18 protein-coding genes, 2 tRNA genes, 1 other RNA gene and 1 pseudogene are annotated in these 23,463 nt (G+C 41.7%); 17 read left to right on the forward strand and 5 right to left on the reverse strand.

Annotated features, from left to right (window positions below; all coding sequences use genetic code 11):
* Window positions 1-22: 22 nt before the first annotated feature.
* The 3 genes from rluD (at window position 23) to L6C30_RS04410 (ending at window position 2,499) form a co-directional block, all read left to right on the forward strand.
* On the forward strand, window positions 23-1,075 hold the full coding sequence (rluD, locus tag L6C30_RS04400) for a 23S rRNA pseudouridine(1911/1915/1917) synthase RluD (protein WP_070153945.1): 1,053 nt from the start codon (window positions 23-25) through the stop codon (window positions 1,073-1,075).
* 71 nt (window positions 1,076-1,146) lie between these two features.
* A complete protein-coding gene (gene pgeF / locus L6C30_RS04405) occupies window positions 1,147-1,890 on the forward strand; it encodes a peptidoglycan editing factor PgeF (RefSeq protein ID WP_070153944.1) in 744 nt (247 codons plus the stop codon).
* Window positions 1,891-1,929: 39 nt separating this feature from the next.
* Window positions 1,930-2,499: a flavodoxin family protein gene (locus L6C30_RS04410; RefSeq protein WP_070153943.1), complete on the forward strand. Its 570-nt coding sequence runs from the start codon at window positions 1,930-1,932 to the stop codon at window positions 2,497-2,499.
* Between the two features lie 85 nt (window positions 2,500-2,584).
* On the opposite strand, the gene smpB is transcribed toward L6C30_RS04410, so the two are convergent.
* The gene (gene smpB, locus L6C30_RS04415; RefSeq protein ID WP_230244053.1) at window positions 2,585-3,061 is read right to left on the reverse strand and encodes an SsrA-binding protein SmpB; all 477 of its coding nucleotides are present in this window, start codon (window positions 3,059-3,061) and stop codon (window positions 2,585-2,587) included.
* 178 nt (window positions 3,062-3,239) lie between these two features.
* Here smpB and coaD point away from each other — a divergent pair, with 178 nt between their 5' ends.
* The 5 genes from coaD to L6C30_RS04440 all read left to right on the forward strand — a co-directional run bounded on the left by coaD (window position 3,240) and on the right by L6C30_RS04440 (window position 4,832).
* Window positions 3,240-3,731, forward strand: coding sequence for a pantetheine-phosphate adenylyltransferase (gene coaD / locus L6C30_RS04420; protein ID WP_019836792.1), 492 nt, complete (start codon window positions 3,240-3,242; stop codon window positions 3,729-3,731).
* A 1-nt stretch (window position 3,732) separates the two neighbouring features.
* Window positions 3,733-3,996, forward strand: a complete 264-nt coding sequence (locus tag L6C30_RS04425) for a YfhL family 4Fe-4S dicluster ferredoxin (RefSeq protein WP_230244054.1) — start codon at window positions 3,733-3,735, stop codon at window positions 3,994-3,996.
* A 27-nt stretch (window positions 3,997-4,023) separates the two neighbouring features.
* Window positions 4,024-4,401: RNase P RNA component class A (gene rnpB, locus L6C30_RS04430), an RNA gene on the forward strand.
* A gap of 73 nt (window positions 4,402-4,474) precedes the next feature.
* Window positions 4,475-4,551 (forward strand) — tRNA-Met (locus tag L6C30_RS04435).
* A 204-nt stretch (window positions 4,552-4,755) separates the two neighbouring features.
* Window positions 4,756-4,832, forward strand: a tRNA-Met gene (locus L6C30_RS04440).
* A gap of 144 nt (window positions 4,833-4,976) precedes the next feature.
* On the opposite strand, the gene L6C30_RS04445 is transcribed toward L6C30_RS04440, so the two are convergent.
* The 3 genes from L6C30_RS04445 to gltA form a co-directional block, all read right to left on the reverse strand.
* The gene (locus L6C30_RS04445) at window positions 4,977-6,602 is read right to left on the reverse strand and encodes an NAD+ synthase (RefSeq protein ID WP_230244055.1); all 1,626 of its coding nucleotides are present in this window, start codon (window positions 6,600-6,602) and stop codon (window positions 4,977-4,979) included.
* Between the two features lie 355 nt (window positions 6,603-6,957).
* Window positions 6,958-7,473 (reverse strand): hypothetical protein, encoded by a 516-nt coding sequence (locus L6C30_RS04450; RefSeq protein ID WP_070153941.1) that lies wholly within the window; start codon window positions 7,471-7,473, stop codon window positions 6,958-6,960.
* 194 nt (window positions 7,474-7,667) lie between these two features.
* Window positions 7,668-8,942 (reverse strand): citrate synthase, encoded by a 1,275-nt coding sequence (gltA, locus tag L6C30_RS04455; RefSeq protein ID WP_019836788.1) that lies wholly within the window; start codon window positions 8,940-8,942, stop codon window positions 7,668-7,670.
* 1,097 nt (window positions 8,943-10,039) lie between these two features.
* Between gltA and sdhC the strand changes: the two genes are divergently transcribed.
* The 9 genes from sdhC to sucD all read left to right on the forward strand — a co-directional run bounded on the left by sdhC (window position 10,040) and on the right by sucD (window position 22,105).
* Window positions 10,040-10,438, forward strand: coding sequence for a succinate dehydrogenase, cytochrome b556 subunit (gene sdhC / locus L6C30_RS04460; protein ID WP_026438062.1), 399 nt, complete (start codon window positions 10,040-10,042; stop codon window positions 10,436-10,438).
* A complete protein-coding gene (gene sdhD, locus L6C30_RS04465; RefSeq protein WP_230244056.1) occupies window positions 10,438-10,803 on the forward strand; it encodes a succinate dehydrogenase, hydrophobic membrane anchor protein in 366 nt (121 codons plus the stop codon). Before sdhC ends, sdhD begins: the two co-directional genes overlap by 1 nt.
* Before the next feature lie 12 nt (window positions 10,804-10,815).
* Window positions 10,816-12,714 carry an FAD-binding protein gene (locus L6C30_RS04470; RefSeq protein ID WP_004972199.1) on the forward strand — a complete coding sequence of 633 codons (1,899 nt, stop codon included), beginning with the start codon at window positions 10,816-10,818 and terminating at the stop codon, window positions 12,712-12,714.
* Between the two features lie 14 nt (window positions 12,715-12,728).
* Window positions 12,729-13,439 (forward strand): succinate dehydrogenase iron-sulfur subunit, encoded by a 711-nt coding sequence (locus tag L6C30_RS04475; RefSeq protein ID WP_026438061.1) that lies wholly within the window; start codon window positions 12,729-12,731, stop codon window positions 13,437-13,439.
* A gap of 874 nt (window positions 13,440-14,313) precedes the next feature.
* Window positions 14,314-17,136 carry a 2-oxoglutarate dehydrogenase E1 component gene (locus L6C30_RS04480; RefSeq protein ID WP_236162476.1) on the forward strand — a complete coding sequence of 941 codons (2,823 nt, stop codon included), beginning with the start codon at window positions 14,314-14,316 and terminating at the stop codon, window positions 17,134-17,136.
* A 16-nt stretch (window positions 17,137-17,152) separates the two neighbouring features.
* Complete coding sequence (odhB, locus tag L6C30_RS04485) at window positions 17,153-18,367, forward strand: 2-oxoglutarate dehydrogenase complex dihydrolipoyllysine-residue succinyltransferase (RefSeq protein WP_236162477.1); 1,215 nt, start codon at window positions 17,153-17,155, stop codon at window positions 18,365-18,367.
* 60 nt (window positions 18,368-18,427) lie between these two features.
* Window positions 18,428-19,861 (forward strand): dihydrolipoyl dehydrogenase, encoded by a 1,434-nt coding sequence (lpdA, locus tag L6C30_RS04490; RefSeq protein ID WP_236162478.1) that lies wholly within the window; start codon window positions 18,428-18,430, stop codon window positions 19,859-19,861.
* Window positions 19,862-20,035: 174 nt separating this feature from the next.
* The gene (gene sucC / locus L6C30_RS04495; RefSeq protein ID WP_019836779.1) at window positions 20,036-21,202 is read left to right on the forward strand and encodes an ADP-forming succinate--CoA ligase subunit beta; all 1,167 of its coding nucleotides are present in this window, start codon (window positions 20,036-20,038) and stop codon (window positions 21,200-21,202) included.
* A 12-nt stretch (window positions 21,203-21,214) separates the two neighbouring features.
* Window positions 21,215-22,105 (forward strand): succinate--CoA ligase subunit alpha, encoded by an 891-nt coding sequence (gene sucD, locus L6C30_RS04500; RefSeq protein WP_019836778.1) that lies wholly within the window; start codon window positions 21,215-21,217, stop codon window positions 22,103-22,105.
* A gap of 213 nt (window positions 22,106-22,318) precedes the next feature.
* Here sucD and L6C30_RS04505 read toward each other — a convergent pair.
* Window positions 22,319-23,392, reverse strand: a pseudogene (locus L6C30_RS04505) (poly-beta-1,6-N-acetyl-D-glucosamine N-deacetylase PgaB).
* Window positions 23,393-23,463: the final 71 nt, after the last annotated feature.

Here is a 23,463-nt window from a genome sequence, read left to right on the forward strand (position 1 = left end):
CCACTTTTGTCTGAATGAGCAAATGAGTCAAGCACAATCTACCCATTCCAATTTACCTGAAACTGAGTTCAATTTACTTGAAGATGCTGAGGATGCAGATAACCATACTTCAGGCTCAACTGCAACACGTTTATCGTTGCAATTTCAATTGGATGACAGCCATTTAGGACTACGCATCGACCAAGTTGCAGCCATCATTTGGAGTGAATTTTCACGTGAAAAGCTAAAACAGTGGCTCAAAGACGGTCATTTGTTGGTAAATGGTAACACGGTCAAACCCAAATATAAGTGTGAAGGTGATGAGCTTCTCACCCTAGAAGTCGAGCTTGAAGCGCAAACCCGTAGCCTGCCTGAAGATATTCCATTGGATATTATTTATGAAGATGATGACATCATTGTGATTAATAAACCTGTGGGTATGGTGGTGCATCCGGGGGCAGGCAATAGCTCAGGGACTTTAGTGAATGCCTTGCTACATCATTATCCAAAATCGGCTGAGTTGACTCGTGCAGGTTTGGTGCATCGTATTGATAAAGATACGTCGGGTTTATTGGTGGTTGCCAAAAATCTGGAAGCACAGTTTGCCTTGACCAAGCAACTGTCAAAAAAGTCAGTCTATCGTTTATATGACTTGGTGGTGTACGGCAACATGATTGCGGGCGGTACAGTTGATGAGCCGATTAAACGCCATCCTGTAGATCGGGTGAAAATGGCGGTCTTGCCAGGCGGCAAAGATGCCGTCACACATTACAATGTTAAAGAACGCTTTCAGCACTTCACTCGTGTTCAGGCGCGTTTGGAAACTGGGCGAACACATCAAATTCGTGTGCATCTAAGTTATATTGGTTATGGTTTGGTCGGTGATTCTGTTTATACGCCACGTGTACGTGTGCCCGCAGGTGCATCTGCATTATTAAACGATACGTTGCGTAAATTTAAACGTCAGGCCTTACATGCCGTCAAACTTGGTTTGGTGCATCCACGAACTCAAGAAGAAATGATGTTTGAAGCGCCGTGGCCGGAAGACTTTAAACAATTGGTAGACGTGTTACGCAGTGAAAATGCTGCCTATTAATTGTTGTAAGGATAGCATCAACAAGATTAACCCAGATACAGCAACGCCAGAAAACGATTAAGGATAGATGTATGCAATTCGTTCAAGGATTACCTAAAGGTGTGTATGTCGGGCAAACCCGTATACAACATGCACAGGCTTTAGCAACAGACTGTGCCGATGTATCTGGTTTTAATCTGGCACTGCATGTGCAGGACGATGCGTGGCGTGTGCAGCAGCATCGTATGAGTTTGCTGGCAGAGTTTGCGGAATATGGGGTCGATAAGATGACGTGGATGACGCAAACACATAGTGTGTTGTGTCAGACCATTAATGAGCAAATCACTTGTGAAGCCTTAGAAGGTGATGGTTTGGTCACTCAGCGTAAAGCGCATGCTTTAATGATGATGACTGCAGACTGTTTACCAGTGGTTTTGGGTAATGCTGAAGGCACTGAAGTTGCGAATCTGCATGCGGGCTGGCGTGGCCTTGCCAACGGTATTATCGAAAACACCATTGCCGAAATGCAAAGCGTCCCAGCATGGGCGTGGTTGGGTGCAGCGATTAGTCAGCCGTGCTTTGAAGTTGGCGTAGAGGTGAAACAGGCGTTTTGCGATAAATATCCTGAATTAGACTCGGCCTTTATTGCTGGGCAGCAGCATGCTAAATATCTTGCCGACTTGTATGCAATTGCGCGTTTTATTTTGCAGCAGCATGGCGTTACAACGGTTTTGGGTGGTGATCAGTGCTCCTATCAACAAGCCGATGATTACTATTCTTACCGCCGTCAAGCACGTACAGGACGTATGGCAACATTCGTGTTTATGCAGGCTTAGTGTTAAACTTGACTTAATTATTTGGTTTTAAACATTCTCATGTCAGTGACTCATTCAACATCTTCTTGCGCTGCTATTCGTGTGGCGGTGGTTTATCACAGTCCTTATGGTCATACTGCAAAGGTGGCACAGCATATTGCACAAGGTGCTGCGCAAATGGATGCTCAGGTGACTTTGATGGATGTGGGTGAAATTGAATGGGACAGTCTAGACCAAGCCGATATTATCATTATGGGCTGTCCAACTTATATGGGTAGCATTACTTCGGCTTTAAAACAGTTTATGGAGCAATCGTCTAAGCGTTGGTTGGCTAGAACTTGGCAGGGCAAACTGGCGGCAGGTTTTACCAATGGCGGTGGTTTAAGCGGCGATAAACTGGCAGTGCTGCAACAAATTAACTTATTTGCGATGCAGCATGGCATGTTGTGGTCAGGTTTACCGTTTATGCCTACAGGGCGTAGTCCACATGATATTAACCGCATGTCGAGCTTTTTAGGTTTAATGACGCAGTCTGACAATGCCAGTGTTGAAGTTACGCCACCCGAAGGTGATTTGGAAACTGCAGTCAAATTTGGTAAATACTTGGTGGAATTAAAACTTAAAGCCTAAGAATTGTTCTACTTTTAACTTCCATAAAAATAAAAAAATGCTCGAAATCAACATCGAGCATTTTTTATGGGCGGAATGTGCAGAATTATTTGTGCATCAAACGTGCTTTATCACGCTGCCAATCACGGTCTTTTTCAGAAGCGCGTTTATCGTGCAATTGTTTACCTTTCACCAAAGCAATTTCAAGCTTCGCTAAAGGACCTTTCCAATAACAAGCTAAAGGTACACAAGAATAACCTTTTTGATTGACTGCACCCATCAACTTTTCAATTTCACGTCGTGACAGTAATAGTTTGCGGGTGCGGGTTGCTTCAGGCACTACATGTGTTGAAGCCGACAAAAGAGGTTGAATTTGTGCGCCAAATAAAAAAGCTTCATTATCACGAAGCAGGATATAACTTTCAGTAATAGTCATACGTCCAGCGCGCAAAGATTTGACTTCCCAACCTTGCAAAGAAAGTCCTGCTTCAAATTTTTCTTCAATAAAATAATCGTGGCGTGCACGTTTATTCTGTGCAATTGTTCCGCCCGTATTTTTTTTAACTACAGTTAGCTTCGCCATAATCAATTACTTCCAAACTTATGACTATTGTGCCTCAAACCAAGGCTTGCTGACAAATCAAAATCATCACAACTGCTGGCGAAACTGCTCTGATATTTCATAATTTGGTAGACTTTGCTCACTAAATTTTTTTGAATTTGTTAAACTAACTTTGACAAAACCAACTAGAGCATAATGGATGTCTAAATCTCGCGTAATTTATCCGGGCACCTTTGACCCAATTACTAATGGTCATATTGACTTGGTGACACGTGCCGCAAAAATGTTTGAAGAGGTTGTGGTCGCAATTGCTATAGGACATCATAAAAATCCAATTTTTACTCTGGAAGAGCGTGTAGAATTGGCACAGGCATCTTTAAAGCATTTGCCTAATGTTGAATTTGTCGGCTTTGATGGTTTGTTGGTTAATTTTTTTCGTGAGCAAAATGCGACTGCAGTTTTGCGTGGTTTGCGCGCTGTTTCAGATTTTGAGTATGAATTTCAGTTGGCAAATATGAACCGTCAGCTAGATAGCAATTTTGAAGCTGTATTTTTAACCCCGTCAGAGCAATATTCGTTTATTTCATCCACGCTGGTGCGTGAAATTGCGCGTTTAAAAGGAGATGTGACCAAGTTTGTACCGCAAATCGTCGTCGAAGCCTTTGAACGCAAACATCAACAAGGTTGGTAGCGTGTCTTTATATATTACCGATGAATGCATTAACTGCGATGTCTGTGAACCTGTGTGCCCGAATGAGGCCATTTTCATGGATGAGCTGATTTATGAAATCAATCCGGCGCTGTGTACCGAATGTGTCGGGCATCATGATAAACCGCAGTGCCAGTTATTCTGCCCGGTGGACTGTATTCCGCATGATCCTAACCATGTCGAAACACAGGAGCAATTGCTAGCAAAATATCAAAAACTGATTGATCAAAAAAGCACGAGCAATTAGTGCATTTATTTGTTAAAATGCGCCCTCGAAGTGAACCAGACGATCGCTGCTGTGGATGTCTCCGTGACTGAAGCAGGGGAGGAAAGTCCGGGCTTCAAAGGGCAGGGTGCCAGGTAACGCCTGGGCGGCGTGAGCCGACGGAAAGTGCAGCAGAGAGTAGACCGCCTTCGTGTCGTTTCTTTTTCGGAAGAAATTGAAGGTAAGGGTGAAAGGGTGCGGTAAGAGCGCACCGCATGGCTGGTAACAGTTCATGGCATGGTAAACCCCACCAGAAGCAAGACCAAATAGGAATCCTGAGGTACGGCCCGTACTGGATTCGGGTAGGTCGCTTGAGCGTATAAGTGATTGTACGCCTAGAGGAATGATCGTTCTCGACAGAACCCGGCTTATCGGTTCACTTCGCCAAATTTTAAGCAATTGAAATGTGATAAGGCTTGACGTTGCTTAGATTACAGCAGATAATGCGCGCACAGTTTTTGGCTATGTAGCTCAGTTGGTTAGAGCACCGCACTCATAATGCGGGGGTCACAGGTTCAAGTCCCGTCATAGCCACCATTTTCAGACCACGTTCACTAACGTGGTCTTTTTTTTGGTGACTTAATATAAATTTTGCTGAAAATATTTAACGATTTCCGTAAGAAAATACTAATTTGATTAAAATTAAACAAATCTACCTGTTTTTGCTTAAACTGTGAGCGTTTGTAAATTAAAATGCTTGACGATGCAGAGCTAAGTTTAGATAATGCGCACACAGTTTACGGCTATGTAGCTCAGTTGGTTAGAGCACCGCACTCATAATGCGGGGGTCACAGGTTCAAGTCCCGTCATAGCCACCATTTTAATAGACCAAGCTCACAGCTTGGTCTTTTTTTTGCCAAATTTTTAAGTTGCTTTTGGTGCAGCATTGGTTTTATAGCAGTTATAAAAAACCAAGCCACAGCTTGGTTTTTTATGAATCTAGTTAAGCTATGCTTTAAGCTTTAAATTCCTGCTTTCCAACCATTGACTAGCGGATAGCGACGTTCACGACCAAAAGCACGCGAGCTTATACGTGGACCTAATGCACCTTGACGACGTTTGTATTCATTCCGATCAACCAATTGAATGACTTTCTCAACCATTGCACGTTCAAAGCCTTTGCTAATGATGTCTTCTTGGCTTTGATCTTCTTCAATATACGCATACAAAATTGCATCGAGCACTTCGTATGGTGGTAAAGAATCCTGGTCTTTTTGGTCAGGACGCAATTCGGCTGAAGGTGGACGAGTAATGACACGTTCAGGAATTACAGGGATATCGGCAATGCTGTTACGGTATTTTGCCAATTCAAACACTATGGTTTTGTACACATCTTTCAATACAGCAAAACCACCGACCATATCGCCATAAAGCGTGCAGTAACCAACTGCTAGCTCAGATTTGTTACCTGTAGAAAGCACGAGGTTGCCAAACTTATTCGATAGTCCCATTAAAATCGTACCACGGGCACGGGCTTGTAGATTTTCTTCTGTAGTGTCGCTTGGGCTGTTGCCAAAGAAAGGATAAAGCGTTTGCATAAAGCTATTGACGATAGGGTGAATTTCGGCAATACCAAAAGTCACGCCTAAGGTTTTGGCTTGCTCTGCAGCATCTTCAACGCTAATTTGCGCGGTATAGGTGTACGGCATCATCACTGCTTGTACTTTGTCTGCACCAATTGCATCAACCGCTATAGCAAGGGTGAGCGCTGAATCAATTCCGCCTGACAAGCCTAGAATCACACCTGGAAAGCCAGAGCGTTGCACATAGTCTCGGGTTGCGAGTACCAAACCTTGATAGATTTCAGCAAGGGTGTCTAAAGCGGGGCTAATTTCGGCGCTTCTAAAGTGCTTCAGCGCAGCGTCATATTCAGCGTAGAACAAACCTTCTTGGTAGGTTGGGGCTTGTAGCGCAACATTGCCTGCTTGGTTAATCACAAAGCTCGTACCATCGAAGATTAAATCATCTTGACCGCCAACTTGGTTGACATAAACCACATTGAGATGTAATTGCTTCGCTAACTCGGTCATGGTCTGTACACGATGCTGCGGTTTACCCACTTCATACGGCGAAGCGTTTAAGACCAGTGCAGTTTCAACATTCAACTGTGCTAATTGTTGTACCGTTGGCAAAGACCATAAATCTTCACAAATCAAAACGCCAAACTTATGACCAAGATATTCAAATACCAAATGTTGATGACCTTCGTCAAAATAGCGTTTTTCATCGAAAACTGCGTAATTTGGTAAATTTTGTTTATTGTAAATGCCTAAGATGTTGCCATCTTTCATGACGGCTGCTGAGTTAAAGCGCTGACCATCTTCAGTTTCATTAACAAAGCCGAAAACTAAAACAATATCTTTAATTTCGCGTAATTGTTCAAATGCTTGTTGCGTGCGTTGATTCAAGCTTGGGCGAAGTAATAAATCTTCTGCAGGGTAGCCCAAAGTTGAAAGTTCAGGAAAAATAATCAAATCTGCATGTTGTTTTTTCGCTTCATTTGCTTGTTCAAGCATTTTTTGCGCGTTTGCTTCGAGATTGCCAATGTGTGGAGAGAACTGTGCAAGGGCAATTTTAAAAGATTTCATTTAAATTAAGTCCTATTCCTATAGGTGTAAAATACACGTAAGTGGCTGATGATTATTGTTATAAAAATTTCAGCGCAGTGTATTGTGGATTAAACGACTGCCGAAAGGCACAAATAAAAACCATTTATTATCTAACAGATAAAGATCTTATTTTGCAGTGCAAAAATGGAGACTTTTGCTATTTTATCTTAATTTAGAATAGATGCTAGCATCGAATACACTTTATTGTCTTGTCTATGAGAATATCATGGAAATGTGTCAGCATTTTTATGCTATTTGTTTGAAAAGCATTATATTTTTATGCTGCTTGTTGCTGGTATTTGTCGTGAAAAAAGTGTGTATCAAGATGAGCAGGCTAAATTAAGTGGTGCGGGCTGTTTAAAATGATATTGTCTATTTTTTTAAGAAAAATATCTTTGGCAATTTCACCTTGTTGCTCAATGTTGTACGCAGAAAAGGGTTTTGCTGCAATTAAACGATATTGATAGGGATTGTAGCGCTTAAAACTCAAAAAATACGCCGTTTGTAATACTGCGCCACGCAGTAAGACGTTAATATTTTGTTGATGCTGTAAAATATGCGTCATCTCATGAATAAAGATCGCCTGATAGCCACGCTGTGCTTGGCTGTAGTCGGCTAGATAATGCCGATTCCGCACATGAATGTAGCCACATGGCGCCATAAAAATATGCTGTGGCTGCCAAGGCAAATAAGGATGGTTCATGACTTTGACTTGGCTGTAGTCAATCAGATTGCCAAATACAGATTGGCACAACTGTCTTTCCATTGCAGTTAAGCTACGACATCTAAACTGATCGAGTTTCAGCAGTCGCATAAATAAGCTGAGAATGAATAAATGAAGTTGTAGCATAGAAATGAGTTGTAAGTGGCTGACATCATAAAATATAGCGTAATTTTGCAATGATCTAAATTTTATTTTGTGGCTTGCTGGTTGTTTGGAATAAGTTAAGCAGTAACGAGTTTATCAGCTAAACAAAAGTAATAAAAAACCACCCGAAGGTGGTTTTTTGTCGTGTCGTTTTACACGCTACAACGCAGACCGAATTAACGGTTGATGTCGCGTTGAACTTCGCCAGTGTAAAGCTGACGAGGACGACCGATCTTGTAAGGACCGCTGTGCATTTCTAACCAGTGGCTGATCCAACCAACTGTACGTGCAAGCGCGAAGATCACAGTAAACATTTCTGTTGGGATACCAATCGCTTTAAGGATGATACCTGAGTAGAAGTCTACGTTAGGGTAAAGGTTACGTTTGATGAAGTATTCATCAGAAAGCGCGATACGTTCAAGTTCCATAGCAAGAGCAAGCTGTGGATCGTTGATGCCAAGCGCACCAAGAACTTCGTCGCAAGTTTCTTTCATTACTTTCGCACGTGGATCGAAGTTTTTATATACACGGTGACCGAAGCCCATGAGTTTAACTTCTTTAGTTTTCACTTTTTCCATGAAGCCAGCAACGTTTTCTACAGTGCCGATTTCATCCAGCATCTTAAGAACAGCTTCGTTCGCACCGCCGTGAGCAGGACCCCAAAGTGCAGAGATACCAGCAGCGATACATGCATATGGGTTAGCGCCAGTAGAGCCAGCTAAACGTACTGTAGACGTAGAAGCATTTTGTTCGTGGTCAGCGTGAAGTGTAAAGATACGGTCCATTGCTTTCGCAAGGATTGGATCTACTTTGTAGTCACGGTCTGCTGGAGTTGCAAACATCATGTACAGGAAGTTTTCAGCGTAAGTCAAATCGTTACGTGGGTAAACGAAAGGTTGACCAACAGTGTATTTGTAGCTCCAAGCCGCTAAAGTAGGAATCTTCGCGATTAAACGAATCGCTGTGATTTCACGATGGTTAACATCTTCGATATCTAAGTTGTTGTGATAGAACGCAGATAACGCACCAACGACACCTACCATGATTGCCATAGGGTGAGCATCACGACGGAAACCGTTATAGAAACGTTTTACTTGGTCATGAACCATAGTGTGGTTGCGAACTTTAGCGTCAAAATCAGCTTTTTGTTCTGCGGTTGGAAGCTCGCCATTTAATAATAAGTAGCAAGTTTCTAAGTAGTCAGCTTTAGTCGCTAATTGGTCAATTGGGTAACCACGGTGTAAAAGAATACCTTTGTTACCATCAATGAACGTAATTTTAGACTCGCAAGACGCTGTTGCCATAAAACCAGGATCAAAAGTAAAGTGACCTGCCGCCAACACATCCTTAACGTCAATTACATCTGGGCCTAATGTGCCGCTGTAAATTGGTAATTCAATTTCTTTTCCATCAAGCTGTAATACGGCTTTTTTGCCAGTTGCTTCAGACATTCAATAGATCTCCTGTCCTGGTGAATGTTGATCTGACTCGAAGTATCAATCTTTTAATGCGCAAGTCAGACGGATTAAAAATTAGCTCTAAGATTAGAGAGTACTGAAATTTTGTCAATTATACTTATGGATTAAGCAGACGACTGTTTTAGAGACAGTCGAAAAAATTCCAGTAAAAAATCAATAAAATCACAGCACAGCCGCCGTATCATAAGTCAAAATTTGTCAGATGTGCATAAAAAAATCAACAATAAGGATTTATTGTAAGCAATTTTAAATGCGGGTTTTGATATGCTATTTCTTTGGCAGGATTCAGTTCATTACTTAAAATTATCTAATTCTCATAACTTACATGTTGTTATATACACGGTAGGATTGTCAGATTGGTTGGAATAGGCAGTGAGTCTGGTATTTAAATTCGATATTGATTGATCAAAAAATGACTGATTGAACTCCATAAAATAGTCATAACACATTATATTTTGAGTAGGAAATGATGAAATCTTTGTGAGTAAAGCGCGTTTTTTGTCTAAAAAGATATAAAAAATACTGGATAAGTTATTCATTCACATGGTGATTATTATTTAAAAATTTATTTAGCTAAGGTGTTTTGAGTAAAGATAAAATGAATAATAGATGGATGTCTGGGGCTAGATGAACGTATTTGTTGTCGTTGTAAATGGCAGCAAGAATAGGACTGTATACATATATACTGCTACTTAATATTATCTAAGTATTTATAGGATAGTAAAACCTCAAAGCATATTATAAAAACAAAGAGTAAATTTAACTTTAGTCTAAATATTTTAAAAGTGCTTAATGCTCTACATATAATTTGTACTTTAATAATTGACTTAAAAAACATGGGTTTATGTTTTTATATTGTTATAAGTTGCAGGTAGCTCTCCTATATAATTGTTAATGATTCTTATTTAAAGATTTTTTTAGCCAAAAAGCCGAGTTGAGTTGTTTGTATTTTGACAGTTGACGTTTTATAATTCAGTGTCGTTTTAAGGTTGGGCATGTATTTGCCTGACTATGCCAGCTTTCCTTCGAATTTATTCCAACAAACTCCGGATGGAGTTTTTACTTACAGGATGCCCGCTGTGAAAAGCAACAGACCTGTCAATTTGTCCATGGGTCAAGTTTTAGAAGTAAACTTAAAATCACCCGTGGCTATTGCATCAATTCTACACCGTCTTTCTGGTGTCATCGTATTTTTACTCGTACCGGTACTTTTATGGTTGTTAGACAAGTCTTTGTCTTCACCTGAAGGTTTTGCTCAAGTTCAAGAAATTTTTAACGGTTTCTTTGTGCGCTTTATCGTATGGGTATTTGTAGCCGGCTTAATCTATCACTTCATTGCTGGTGTTAAGCATTTACTTGCTGACCTTGGTTTTGCAGAAGAACTGCAAAGTGGTCGCATTGCAGCTACTATTTCATTGATCTTGTCTGCTATCGGTATCGTTGCAGCATTTGTATGGATTGTAATCTAATGAAAAGTGCTACAGGTTTAACGGGGTCAGGTTCTCGCGATTGGTTTGTCCAACGTATTAGTGCTGTTGTTCTTGCTGTTTATACCGTTGTGGTATTTGGTTGGATTCTTCTTAACGGTGGATTCAACTTTGAACAGTGGTACGGCTTTATGATGACATTACCAATGAAGATTATGTCTTTATTGGCAGTCTTATCTCTTGTTGCACATGCTTGGATCGGTATGTGGCAAGTATTCACTGACTATGTGACTACTCGCCAAATGGGTCCTTCAGCTTCAGGTTTACGCCTAGTGCTGACTTCAGCAGTGATTATTGCTGTTTTTGCATACGCAATCTGGGCAATCCAGATTTTCTGGGCGAATTGATAGGAAAATATCATGGGCGCGATTAACCCTAAAGAAGATTATACAAATATTCCACACCAATTCTTTGACGCAGTCATCGTTGGTGGTGGTGGTTCAGGTATGCGTGCATCTTACCAACTTGCTCAAGCAGGTTTGAAAGTTGCGGTATTGACCAAAGTATTCCCTACACGTTCACACACTGTTGCAGCGCAGGGTGGTATTGGTGCATCTCTTGGTAACATGCAAGAAGATAACTGGCACTACCACTTTTACGACACGGTAAAAGGTTCTGACTGGTTGGGCGACCAAGACGCGATTGAATTCATGACGCGTGAAGCGCCGCAAGTGGTTTATGAATTAGAACACTTGGGTATGCCATTTGACCGTAACGCAGACGGTACAATTTACCAACGTCCATTCGGTGGTCACTCTGCAAACTACGGTGAAAAAGCAGTTCCACGTGCATGTGCTGCAGCTGACCGTACAGGTCACGCACTTCTTCACACGCTTTATCAAAGCAACGTGAAAATGGGCACTCAATTCTTCGTAGAATGGATCGCTCTTGATTTGATCCGTAACGAAGCTGGCGATGTACTAGGTGTGACTGCAATTGACCAAGAAACAGGTAAAATCGCAGTATTCCAAGCGAAAGCGACATTGTTTGCTACAGGTGGTGCAGGTCGTGTGTACCGTGCATCTACAAACGCATATATCAACACTGGTGACGGTCTTGGTATGGCTGCGCGTGCAGGTATTCCATTACAAGATATGGAATTCTGGCAGTTCCACCCAACAGGTGTTGCGGGCGCGGGCGTATTGTTAACGGAAGGCTGTCGTGGTGAGGGTGGTATCCTTCGTAACGATTCTGGCGAGCCGTTCATGGAGCGTTATGCACCAACTTTGAAAGACTTGGCGCCACGTGACTTCGTATCACGTTCTATGGACCAAGAAATTAAAGAAGGTCGTGGTTGTGGTCCAAACAAAGACTACATCTTGCTTGATATGACGCACTTAGGTGCAGACACAATCATGAAGCGTCTTCCATCTGTATTTGAGATAGGTAAGAAATTCGCGAACGTTGACTGTACTAAAGAGCCAATTCCTGTTGTGCCTACAATCCATTACCAAATGGGTGGTATTCCAACCAATATTCATGGTCAAGTGGTTGTTCCAGAAAGCCGTGAAACTCAAGAGCTGGTTGCGAACTACAATGCAGAAACTGATACATATACAACCAACGCGGGTGACCGTGACTTTGCTAAACCAGTAAAAGGTTTCTATGCAATTGGTGAGTGTTCATGTGTATCTGTACACGGTGCAAACCGTTTAGGTACAAACTCATTGCTTGACTTGGTTGTATTTGGTAAGGCTGCTGGTCAACACATCATTGAGTATGTGACTAAGCAACATGATGGTGAGTACGAACCACTTCCAACAACTGTACTTGAAAATACTGTGAACCGTATTCGTAAACTTGACGAATCGACTTCAGGTGAAAACGCTCAAGAAGTTGCTGATGCAATTCGTAACATCGTTCAAGACCACGCAGGTGTATTCCGTACTTCAGCATTGCTTGATGAAGGTGTGAAACAAATTCTTGCGCTTGAGCCACGTGTTCGCAACATTCATTTGAAAGACAAATCTAAAGTATTCAACACTGCACGTGTAGAAGCATTAGAAGTTGAAAACTTGTATGAAGTTGCTAAAGCGACACTGATCTCAGCTGCTGCACGTAAAGAATGTCGTGGTGCGCATACGGTTGTAGACTTTGAGTTACCACCAGATCACCCAACTTATTCTTATGGTCGTCGTGATGATGAGTGGATGAAGCATACTTTATGGTTCTCTACAGATAACCGTCTTGAGTACAAACCAGTACGTTACAAGCCGCTTACTGTAGCTGCTATTCCACCTAAACCGCGTACATTCTAATTGGGAGAAGTAAGATGAGTAGAGGTACTCGTACATTTAATATCTACCGCTACGATCCTGATAAGGATAAAGCACCGTACATGCAAACTTTTAAGCTTGAATTGACTGATAAGCACCGTATGTTGCTTGATGCACTTCTTGAATTGAAAGTACAAGACGAATCTTTGACATTCCGTCGTTCATGTCGTGAAGGTATTTGTGGTTCTGATGGTGTAAACATCAATGGTAAAAACGGTTTAGCATGTCTTTGGAACCTAAACGATTTACCAGAAGTGATCACAATTCGTCCGCTTCCAGGTCTTCCTGTAATTAAAGACTTGGTTGTAGACATGAATCAGTTCTACGATCAGTACAACAAGATTCATCCGTTCTTGATCAACAACCAACCTGCGCCTCCAAAAGAGCGTTTACAATCTCAAGAAGATCGTGAACATCTTGATGGTTTGTATGAATGTATTCTTTGTGCATGTTGTTCAACTTCATGCCCATCATTCTGGTGGAACCCTGACAAGTTCTTGGGTCCTTCAGCTTTGTTAAATGCATATCGTTTTATTATCGATTCGCGTGATACCGCAACTCAAGAGCGTTTGGCTCGTCTTGACGACCCATTCTCTTTGTTCCGTTGTAAAGGCATCATGAACTGTGTATCTGTATGTCCTAAAGGCTTGAATCCAACTAAAGCAATCGGTCACATCCGTAACATGCTTCTAGATATGGCTGGATAATTGACTGCGTGATCAGTTGAGAAAAGCACACCTAAGGGTGTGCTTTTTTTTGCAAAATTACTGTAAAAGTCGTGTGATAAGTTGCTTGTTTTTGATGAGTGCGTAAATAAAAAAGAGTAAAAAGTGTGATTCGAAATGAAAATTCGATATTTTTAAGAATAATTGGTGGGTTAATAGACAAAAATGGCTTTTAGCCGACTAAAGTTGCACAGAATTGTAATCCAGTGCTGCTATTTTTTTGTAATGCATGGGTAAATGCTAAGTTTAGCTGCAATATTTATTTATAGATGTTATCATATAACGTGTAAGTGAGAGGGCAGATTGAGAGATGTGCTCTCTTTTATTTTATCTGAAATAGCGGTGTTGGACTTTGGTCTAAATTGCATCTGTTTTTTAAATAAAGCACCATATGTTAGATGAAAATAGAATCAATGTATTTCGCCAATTTATAGGAGGTATGTGTCAAAAAAATCAATTGTATTTCCGAGATCATGTTACGATTAATAAATAACTACATTTGAAAAAAGTTGAATTTTTATACATTTTATCAACATTTTAAGTGCAAATGATGTGTTATTAAATCAGGACTATTGCAGAAAAGTCGTATTAGAAAAGCTAAGACTGAGCACTTATTTTTTCTAAAACGATTTTGCAAAAAATTGCTCGGCTTAGGTCGAGTATATAAGTGAGTGATGATGCCAGTGAGGGCGTTATGATTCATAAATGACATTGGGTTTTCCTAATGTAGTGATAACGCCTCATGACTTATGTCGATTGGGGGCTAATGTCATGTTACCAATTTGACATTATCAATCATGGGTTTGCTTAAAAAGCATCCTGGAAAATGTTTTTGCAATAGGAAATGGGTCCACAAATGCAAGAAGTTGCTGACGCACTGCGTCTTGACACTGAACTTTCCGCTGATAGTGCAGCGTATATTGAAGAACTTTACGAGCATTATTTAACGTCACCGGAATCAGTCGGTGCTGATTGGCGCGAATATTTCGATAAATTCCCGAAGGGTGATCAACCACACAGTAATGTACGTGAGCAATTCCTTTTATTAGGTCGTAATTCTAATCGCGTTCAAGCGATTGTTCAGGGTTCAGTGAGTTCTGAACATGAACAACGTCAAATTGGCGTGTTGCAACTGATTGCTGCTTATCGTAACCGTGGTCACCAAAAAGCAAAATTAGATCCACTAGGTTTGGCAAAACGTGAAGACGTGCCTGATCTTGATCTTGCTGCGCATGGCTTAACTAAGTCCGATTTAGATACTGTTTTCAATACAGGTAATTTAGAAATTGGTAAATCTGAAGCCACATTGGGCGAAATGGTTGAAGCCATGGACGCCATCTACTGCGGTTCAATCGGTGCAGAATACATGCACATTGTTGATACCAAAGAAAAACGCTGGATTCAACAACGCTTAGAACGTGCGCGTGGTAAGTTCACATTTACTGCAGATCAAAAGAAACACGTTCTTGAGCGTTTAACTGCCGCTGAAGGCCTAGAAAAATTTCTAGGTAATAAATACGTTGGTGCGAAACGCTTTGGTGTAGAGGGTGGTGAATCATTTATCCCGATGGTCAATGAAATCATTCAACGTGCAGGTACTGTTGGATGTAAAGAAGTCGTAATCGGTATGCCACACCGTGGTCGTTTAAACCTGCTTGTGAACATTATGGGTAAAAACCCAGCAGACTTGTTTGGTGAGTTCGAAGGTAAGAGCTTGCACAAAAAAGGTTCAGGTGACGTAAAATATCACCAAGGTTTCTCATCGAACGTGATGACTCCAGGTGGTGAAGTGCACTTGGCACTTGCATTTAACCCATCGCATTTAGAAATTGTTGGACCTGTGGTTGAAGGTTCTGTACGTGCGCGTCAAGTACGTCGTAAAGACATTGGTGGTGATGATGTATTGCCATTAATCGTTCACGGTGATGCAGCATTTGCAGGTCAAGGTGTTAACCAAGAAACCTTCCAAATGTCACAAACTCGCGGTTATACCGTAGGTGGTACAGTTCACATTGTGATTAACAACCAAGTTGGTTTCACAACATCTGACCCACGTGACGCACGTTCTACTGAATACTGTACTGACATTGCAAAAATGATTCAGGCGCCAATTTTCCACGTGAATGGCGATGATCCTGAAGCGGTGATTTTTGTATCTCAATTGGCACACGATTTCCGTCATACATTCCGTAAAGACGTTGTGATTGATTTGTTCTGCTACCGTCGTCGTGGTCATAACGAAGCGGATGAGCCTGCAGCAACTCAGCCAATGATGTATCAAGTGATCAACAAAAAGGCCACTACACGTACTTTGTATGCTGACCAATTGGTACAAGAAGGTGTGTTGGATCGCGCAGCAGCAGATCAAATGATTGAAGATTACCGTGCAGATTTAGAAGCGGGTAATCACGTTGCGAACGCATTGGTACTTGAGCCAAATACCAAAATGTTTGTAGATTGGTCGCCATACTTAGGTCACGACTATACAGACGATTGGGATACAACTTTCCCAATCGAGCGTTTGAAAGAACTTGGTCAAACCATGCGTAAACTTCCAGAAGGTTTCGTGATGCAGCGCCAAGTTGCTAAAGTGATTGATGATCGCTTGAAAATGCAAACAGGTGAAATGCCACTGAACTGGGGTGCAGCTGAAACTTTAGCTTACGCAACTTTGTTGGATGATGGTTACCTTGTTCGTTTGACTGGTGAAGACGTTGGTCGTGGTACTTTCTCACACCGTCATGCAAAACTGCATAACCAAGTCGATGGTAAAACTTATATTCCACTTTGCCACATCAAAGAGAACCAACCGCGTGTTGCAATCTATGACTCATTATTGTCTGAAATGGCAGTATTGGCATTTGAATATGGTTATGCGACGACTCTTCCAAAGAGCTTGATTATTTGGGAAGCGCAATTCGGTGACTTCGCTAACTGTGCTCAAGTGGTAATCGACCAGTTCATTTCATCTGGCGAAACCAAGTGGGAGCGTGTGTGTGGTTTAACAATGCTTCTTCCACACGGCTTTGAAGGTCAAGGTCCTGAGCACTCATCTGCACGTTTAGAGCGTTTCTTGCAGCTTTGTGCGGAAGAGAACATGCAAGTGATGACACCAACAACACCTGCACAGATTTTCCACGCTTTACGTCGTCAGGCGATTCGTCCAATCCGTAAGCCAATGATCATCATGTCGCCGAAGTCTTTACTTCGCCACAAGTTAGCCGTGTCTAACCTTGATGAGCTTGCAACTGGTACATTCCAGACTGTGATTGATGAAATTGATAACATCAACAAAGCAGACGTGACTCGTCTAGTATTGTGTGGCGGTAAAGTGTATTACGACTTGCTTGAAAAACGTCGTGAATTAGAATTGAACAATACTGCAATTGTTCGTATTGAACAGTTGTACCCATACCCAGAACAACGTCTTGCTGAAGTTCTTGCTTCTTATCCAAACGTAAAAGAACTGGTTTGGACTCAAGAAGAACCGAAGAACCAAGGTGCTTGGTTATTCATCGCGCCACGTTTATATGATGACGTAATGAAAACTGGTAAACAGATTCGCATTAGTTATGCGGGCCGTGAAGCATCTGCAGCACCAGCGTGTGGTTCACCATATTTGCATGCAAAACAACAAGCTCAGCTCATCAATGACGCGCTTGCGATCGTAGCTGAATAACAGGAGATTCGAAATAATGGCAACCGAAATTAAAGCACCGGTATTTCCAGAGTCAGTTGCAGACGGTACGATTGCAACTTGGCACAAACAACCTGGTGAAGCAGTTTCACGTGATGAAGTGATCTGTGATATTGAAACCGATAAAGTTGTTTTGGAAGTAGTCGCTCCTGCGGATGGCACAATCGTTGCAATCATCAAAAATGAAGGTGATACTGTTCTTTCAGACGAAGTAATTGCTCAATTTGAAGCGGGTGCTGGATCTGGCGCGGCTCAAACTCAAGCTGTTCAGTCTGAAGATCAAGTAGAGCAAGCTGCAGCGAAAACTGAAGCGGGCGCTGCGCCAGTTGTTGAGCGTGCACAACCTGTTGCTGACCAAGCACCAGCAGTACGTAAAGCATTGACTGAAACAGGTATCAATGCTGCAGACGTGTCTGGTACAGGTCGCGGTGGTCGTATCACTAAAGAAGATGTTGCAAATCATCAAGCTAAACCTGCTGCTGCAGCTGCGCCATTAAGCGTTGCGGTAGGTGAGCGTATCGAGAAACGTGTTCCTATGACACGTTTACGTAAGCGTGTTGCAGAGCGTTTACTTGCAGCGACTCAAGAAACTGCAATGTTGACAACATTCAACGAAGTGAACATGAAGCCAATCATGGAAATGCGTGCACAATACAAAGACGCATTTGAAAAACGTCATGGTGCACGTTTAGGCTTTATGTCTTTCTTCGTGAAAGCTGCAACTGAAGCATTGAAACGTTACCCAGCAGTAAACGCTTCTATTGATGGTGAAGATATCGTATATCACGGTTACTACGACATCGGTGTAGCGGTTTCTTCTGACCGTGGTTTAGTGGTTCCTGTATTACGTGATACAGACCGTATGAACTACGCTGAAGTTGAAAACGGTATTCGTGACTATGCTTACAAAGCACGTGACGGTAAGTTGGGTATTGAAGACATGACTGGCGGTACATTCACCATTACTAACGGTGGTACTTTCGGTTCATTGTTATCTACTCCAATTCTAAACACGCCACAAACTGCTATTTTGGGCATGCACAAAATCCAAGAGCGTCCTATGGCGGTAAATGGTCAAGTTGAAATCTTGCCAATGATGTACTTGGCGCTTTCTTATGACCACCGTTTAATCGATGGTAAAGAAGCTGTAGGTTTCCTTGTAACAATCAAAGAATTGTTAGAAGAGCCAGCTAAACTCATCCTTGACCTTTAATTCTAAAGAATAAATCAGTGGGCTCGGAGCGATCCTCTAAGCCCATTTTTGGAGATAAAAATGTCTCAACAATTTGATCTTGTTGTTATTGGCGGTGGCCCAGGTGGTTATGAAGCGGCAATTCGTGCGGCTCAACTTGGCTTTAAAGTTGCGTGTATCGAAAAACGTATTCACAAAGGTAAGCCATCTTTGGGTGGTACCTGTCTAAATGTGGGCTGTATCCCATCTAAAGCACTGCTTGACTCTTCCCAACGCTATGAAGCAACCGTTCACGAACTTGCTGAACATGGTATCACCACAGGTGAAGTACAGTTTGACCTTGCGAAGCTATTAGCACGTAAAGACAAAATCGTTGACCAATTAACTGGCGGTATTGATCAGTTATTAAAAGGTAACGGTGTTGAGTGGTTAAAAGGTACGGGTAAATTGCTTGCAGGTAAAAAAGTTGAGTTCGTTTCTCATGAAGGCGAAACTCAAGTTTTAGAGCCTAAGTATGTGATTCTTGCGACTGGTTCAGTTCCTGTAAATATTCCTGTTGCTCCTGTAGATCAAGACATTATTGTTGATTCTACTGGTGCATTAGAATTCCCAGAAGTGCCTAAGCGTTTAGGTGTGATTGGTGCAGGCGTAATTGGTCTTGAACTTGGTTCAGTATGGCGTCGTCTAGGTGCAGAAGTTGTTGTATTTGAAGCAATGGATGCATTCTTACCAATGGCTGACAAAGCTTTGGCAAAAGACTACCAAAAACTATTGACCAAGCAAGGTATGGATATCCGTATCGGTGCGAAAGTTTCAGGTACTGAAGTTAATGGTCGTGAAGTGACTGTTAAATATACCCAAGGCGGCGAAGACAAAGAACAAACTTTCGATAAATTGATCGTTTGTGTAGGTCGTCGTGCTTATGCTGAAGGTTTATTGGCAGATGACTGCGGTATTAAACTGACTGAACGTGGTTTGGTTGAAGTGAACGATTGGTGTGCAACTTCTGTTGAAGGTGTATATGCAATTGGTGACTTGGTACGTGGTCCAATGCTTGCACACAAAGCAATGGAAGAAGGCGTAATGGCAGTTGAGCGTATTCACGGTCATGCTGCACAAGTCAACTACGACACAATCATTTCAGTGATTTACACACACCCTGAAGCGGCGTGGGTTGGTTTAACTGAAGAGCAAGCGAAAGAAAAAGGCCACGAAGTGAAAACTGGTCAATTCGGTTTCGCGGTAAATGGTCGTGCTTTAGCTGCAGGCGAAGGTGCTGGTTTCGTGAAGTTTGTTGCAGATGCAAAAACAGATCGTTTATTGGGTATGCACGTGATTGGCCCTGCTGCGTCTGACATCGTTCACCAAGGTATGATTGCACTTGAATTTGTATCTTCAGTTGAAGATTTACAATTAATGACATTTGGTCACCCAACCTTCTCTGAAGTGGTGCATGAAGCCGCTTTAGCTGTAGATGGGCGTGCGATTCACGCGATTCAGCGTAAACGCAAATAAAACTAAAAAGAGCGGCTTAGGCCGCTCTTTTTGCATTTGATGGTTGTATTTATGGGAATAATCATCTAAAAGTAAAGAGCATAGGAAAAACACCACACAAGGAAAGCAATATTAAAACTCTGGTTTGATATTGGTGGTGATAACTGAATAAAAGAAGTAGTAAAAGGTTAGTCAATGAATCTACATGAGTATCAAGCAAAAGCGCTATTAAAAAAATATGGTATGCCAGTACAAGAAGGCATTTTGGCAACTACAGCCGTAGAAGCCGTGCAAGCTTTCGAGCAACTGGGCGGTAAATTTGCGGTGATGAAAGCTCAGGTGCATGCAGGTGGTCGCGGTAAAGCGGGCGGCGTGAAGGTCGTAAAATCTGCACAAGAAGCAGCAGACTATGCCAACCAAATTCTTGGAACACGTTTGGTCACCTATCAAACCGACGCCTATGGTCAGCCTGTAAATAGTATTTTAGTGGCTGAAGATGTTTATCCTGTAGAGCGCGAATTGTACTTAGGTGCTGTGGTAGATCGTTCAAGCCGTCGTGTCACCTTTATGGCATCTACCGAAGGTGGGGTTGAAATTGAAAAAGTCGCAGAAGAAACCCCTGAAAAAATTATTAAAGTAGAAGTCGATCCATTGGTGGGGTTATTGCCATTTCAGGCGCGAGAAGTTGCTTTCGCCTTAAAACTAAAAGATAGCCAAATCACTCAGTTTGTAAAAATTATGACTGCGGCTTATCAGGCATTTATTGATAATGATTTTGCATTGTTTGAAATTAATCCACTTTCAGTGCGCGAAAATGGTGAGATTTTATGTGTCGATGCTAAAGTCGGAATCGACTCTAATGCGTTGTACCGTTTACCTGAGGTATTGGCGCTGCGAGATAAGTCACAAGAAAATGAGCGTGAATTGCGTGCTTCAGAATTTGACCTGAACTATGTAGCTTTGGAAGGCAACATTGGCTGTATGGTCAATGGTGCGGGCTTGGCAATGGCAACGATGGATATTATTAAGTTGTATGGTGGCCAGCCTGCGAACTTCTTAGATGTAGGTGGTGGTGCAACCAAAGAGCGTGTGATTGAAGCCTTTAAAATTATTTTGGCAGATCACTCAGTCAAAGGCGTGTTAATCAATATTTTTGGTGGAATTGTACGTTGTGACATGATTGCAGAAGCAATTATTGCAGCGGTTCAAGAGGTAAATGTTACTGTGCCTGTGGTGGTTCGTTTAGAAGGAAACAACTCAGAGCTAGGTGCTAAATTACTAGATGAATCAGGATTAAAACTTATTTCTGCAAATGGCTTGTCCGATGCTGCAGAAAAAATTGTTGCTGCAGTGAAAGCTTAAGGAGAATCAGGCATGAGCGTATTAATTGATAAAAACACCAAAGTATTGGTTCAGGGTTTTACGGGTAAGAACGGGACTTTTCACTCAGCACAAGCACTCGACTATGGCACGAAAGTGGTGGGTGGGGTCACGCCAGGTAAAGGTGGTCAAACACATTTAGAATTACCCGTGTTTAACACTATGAAAGAAGCGGTACGTGAAACAGCTGCAGATGCATCCGTGATTTATGTACCAGCACCATTTGTTCTAGATTCGATTGTGGAAGCTGTAGATTCAGGCGTAGGTTTAATTGTCGTGATTACAGAAGGCGTGCCAACCATCGACATGCTCAAGGCTAAGCGCTATTTGGAAACCAATAGCAATGGAACACGTTTAGTTGGGCCGAATTGTCCAGGCGTGATTACACCAGGCGAATGTAAAATTGGCATTATGCCAGGACATATTCATCAACCAGGCCGTATTGGAATTATTTCACGTTCAGGTACGCTGACGTATGAAGCGGTAGCTCAAACTACAAAACTTGGACTTGGACAATCGACTTGTATTGGTATTGGAGGGGATCCAATTCCAGGAATGAATCAGATTGATGCTTTAAAATTATTCCAAGATGACCCAGATACTGATGCCATTATTATGATTGGTGAGATTGGCGGAACGGCAGAAGAAGAGGCTGCTGAATATATTCAGTCCAATGTCAGCAAACCTGTAGTGGGTTATATTGCAGGTGTGACTGCACCAAAAGGCAAGCGTATGGGGCATGCGGGTGCAATTATTTCAGGCGGTAAAGGCACAGCAGAAGAAAAGTTTGCTGCCTTTGAGCGAGCGGGAATGGCATATACACGTAGTCCTGCAGAATTAGGTTCTACCATGCTGCAAGTACTTAAGGAAAAAGGTTTGGCTTAAGCTAAATTTCGGCAATCTAATTAACAGATCATTCAATCATTAGATTGCCTATTAAGCAGAACATAATGATCGATTTAATCCCCGTAAAAGGGGATTTTTTATGTGTGAAAGCGTGCAATAATTGAAATATAAAGTTTTTTTAATCAATTAATTAAGTAAAAATTATGTAATAAGTAATATTTTATAAGGCTCTAGACTAACATATCTATTCTGCTAGTCTAGAGCCTCAAAAATAGTACGATCCAAATTTGGGTCGTATTTTTTTGCATGTCGAATTAAATCTAAATAGAATTTTTTGTGATCTTTAGCTTGTTCCATATAGGGCATGGCCATAATTGCGTTGTAATCATAATAACGGTAGGTACTTGGCATGGATTGTGAAAACCACTATTCGCTTTGTGGTTGAAGCACCACAGGTGCATACATGTTCCGAGCAACCAATAAATTCGGTTGGTATTGCTTTAAAACTTGGGTGATGCCCGCAGCCAATTGATCCAAGTACGCAGTTTTGTGTTTGGCTAAACGTCCCTGCAAAGGGTGTCGAATATTGTTGAAAATTCGTTTTGAAAAGCCCCATTCTTGATAGTACTTACGTGCCGAAGCCGAAGAGTCTTCATAATCTGACAAGGTAATATCATCATGGTACAGCACACCATCTACAGGGTTGTGCTGAATAAAATCACGGAAAATATCGACAATAATTGCCAAGTTTTTCTCTTCAAAAGGAGAAAGGCGAATATAGCCTTTTTGACCGCCTTGACGATGTTCTACATAGTTTAAATCTTGAGCTTTGGGTAATTCCCAAGCCAGCACTGGTAGCCAAGCATAGACTTGTTGAACCTGAGTTTTATCACGAATGAGTTGATGCACCTGTTGAAACAAATTGTCCCGCACTGGTACATGGCGGTTCTCAAAATAAACCTGATCGGCTGAACCATTGGCATCTGGGTCGGCAAAAGCCTGCAAAAAAATGGTATTGGGCTGAATGGCATTAATACGTTGAATTAAGGCTTGTATATTTCGCTTTTGTTGGGCTTTGTCGGTGTCAAACATATAATCTAAATCAATGTGCATGATGCGCATTTTTGCAATGTGATGCTTGTGTAGATTAGGTTTGGGTGAATTTGCGTTAGGCAGTTTTAGTGGCTCATGCAAAACATGCTGAATAGGGTGGTCTGGTATCACCACCAAGGCGTGTATTTGTGCGTAAGTGGAAATCGTCATCAAGAGTCCAATTTGACTGATACGCTGAATAGTTCGGATGAGTCCAGACATAAATAAGGGCATCACATTTAAAGCTGTACAACAGAATAGAGTTACTTTAATTGGAATACCGTTGGCTTCAAGTAGAATTTTGC

This window comes from Acinetobacter sp. KAM396 (assembly GCF_021602765.1).
Taxonomy (GTDB): Bacteria; Pseudomonadota; Gammaproteobacteria; order Pseudomonadales; family Moraxellaceae; genus Acinetobacter; species Acinetobacter towneri_A.

Coding starts and splice junctions, on each gene's coding strand:
- L6C30_RS04450 (WP_070153941.1), bottom strand. CDS start 7,473: ATGCTACAACTTCATTTATTCATTCTCAGCTTATTTATGCGACTGCTG.
- sdhC (WP_026438062.1), top strand. CDS start 10,040: ATGCCCGCTGTGAAAAGCAACAGACCTGTCAATTTGTCCATGGGTCAA.
- pgeF (WP_070153944.1), top strand. CDS start 1,147: ATGCAATTCGTTCAAGGATTACCTAAAGGTGTGTATGTCGGGCAAACC.
- coaD (WP_019836792.1), top strand. CDS start 3,240: ATGTCTAAATCTCGCGTAATTTATCCGGGCACCTTTGACCCAATTACT.
- sdhD (WP_230244056.1), top strand. CDS start 10,438: ATGAAAAGTGCTACAGGTTTAACGGGGTCAGGTTCTCGCGATTGGTTT.
- rluD (WP_070153945.1), top strand. CDS start 23: ATGAGTCAAGCACAATCTACCCATTCCAATTTACCTGAAACTGAGTTC.
- gltA (WP_019836788.1), bottom strand. CDS start 8,942: ATGTCTGAAGCAACTGGCAAAAAAGCCGTATTACAGCTTGATGGAAAA.
- lpdA (WP_236162478.1), top strand. CDS start 18,428: ATGTCTCAACAATTTGATCTTGTTGTTATTGGCGGTGGCCCAGGTGGT.
- L6C30_RS04445 (WP_230244055.1), bottom strand. CDS start 6,602: ATGAAATCTTTTAAAATTGCCCTTGCACAGTTCTCTCCACACATTGGC.
- smpB (WP_230244053.1), bottom strand. CDS start 3,061: ATGGCGAAGCTAACTGTAGTTAAAAAAAATACGGGCGGAACAATTGCA.
- sucD (WP_019836778.1), top strand. CDS start 21,215: ATGAGCGTATTAATTGATAAAAACACCAAAGTATTGGTTCAGGGTTTT.
- L6C30_RS04480 (WP_236162476.1), top strand. CDS start 14,314: ATGCAAGAAGTTGCTGACGCACTGCGTCTTGACACTGAACTTTCCGCT.
- L6C30_RS04410 (WP_070153943.1), top strand. CDS start 1,930: ATGTCAGTGACTCATTCAACATCTTCTTGCGCTGCTATTCGTGTGGCG.
- odhB (WP_236162477.1), top strand. CDS start 17,153: ATGGCAACCGAAATTAAAGCACCGGTATTTCCAGAGTCAGTTGCAGAC.
- L6C30_RS04470 (WP_004972199.1), top strand. CDS start 10,816: ATGGGCGCGATTAACCCTAAAGAAGATTATACAAATATTCCACACCAA.
- sucC (WP_019836779.1), top strand. CDS start 20,036: ATGAATCTACATGAGTATCAAGCAAAAGCGCTATTAAAAAAATATGGT.
- L6C30_RS04475 (WP_026438061.1), top strand. CDS start 12,729: ATGAGTAGAGGTACTCGTACATTTAATATCTACCGCTACGATCCTGAT.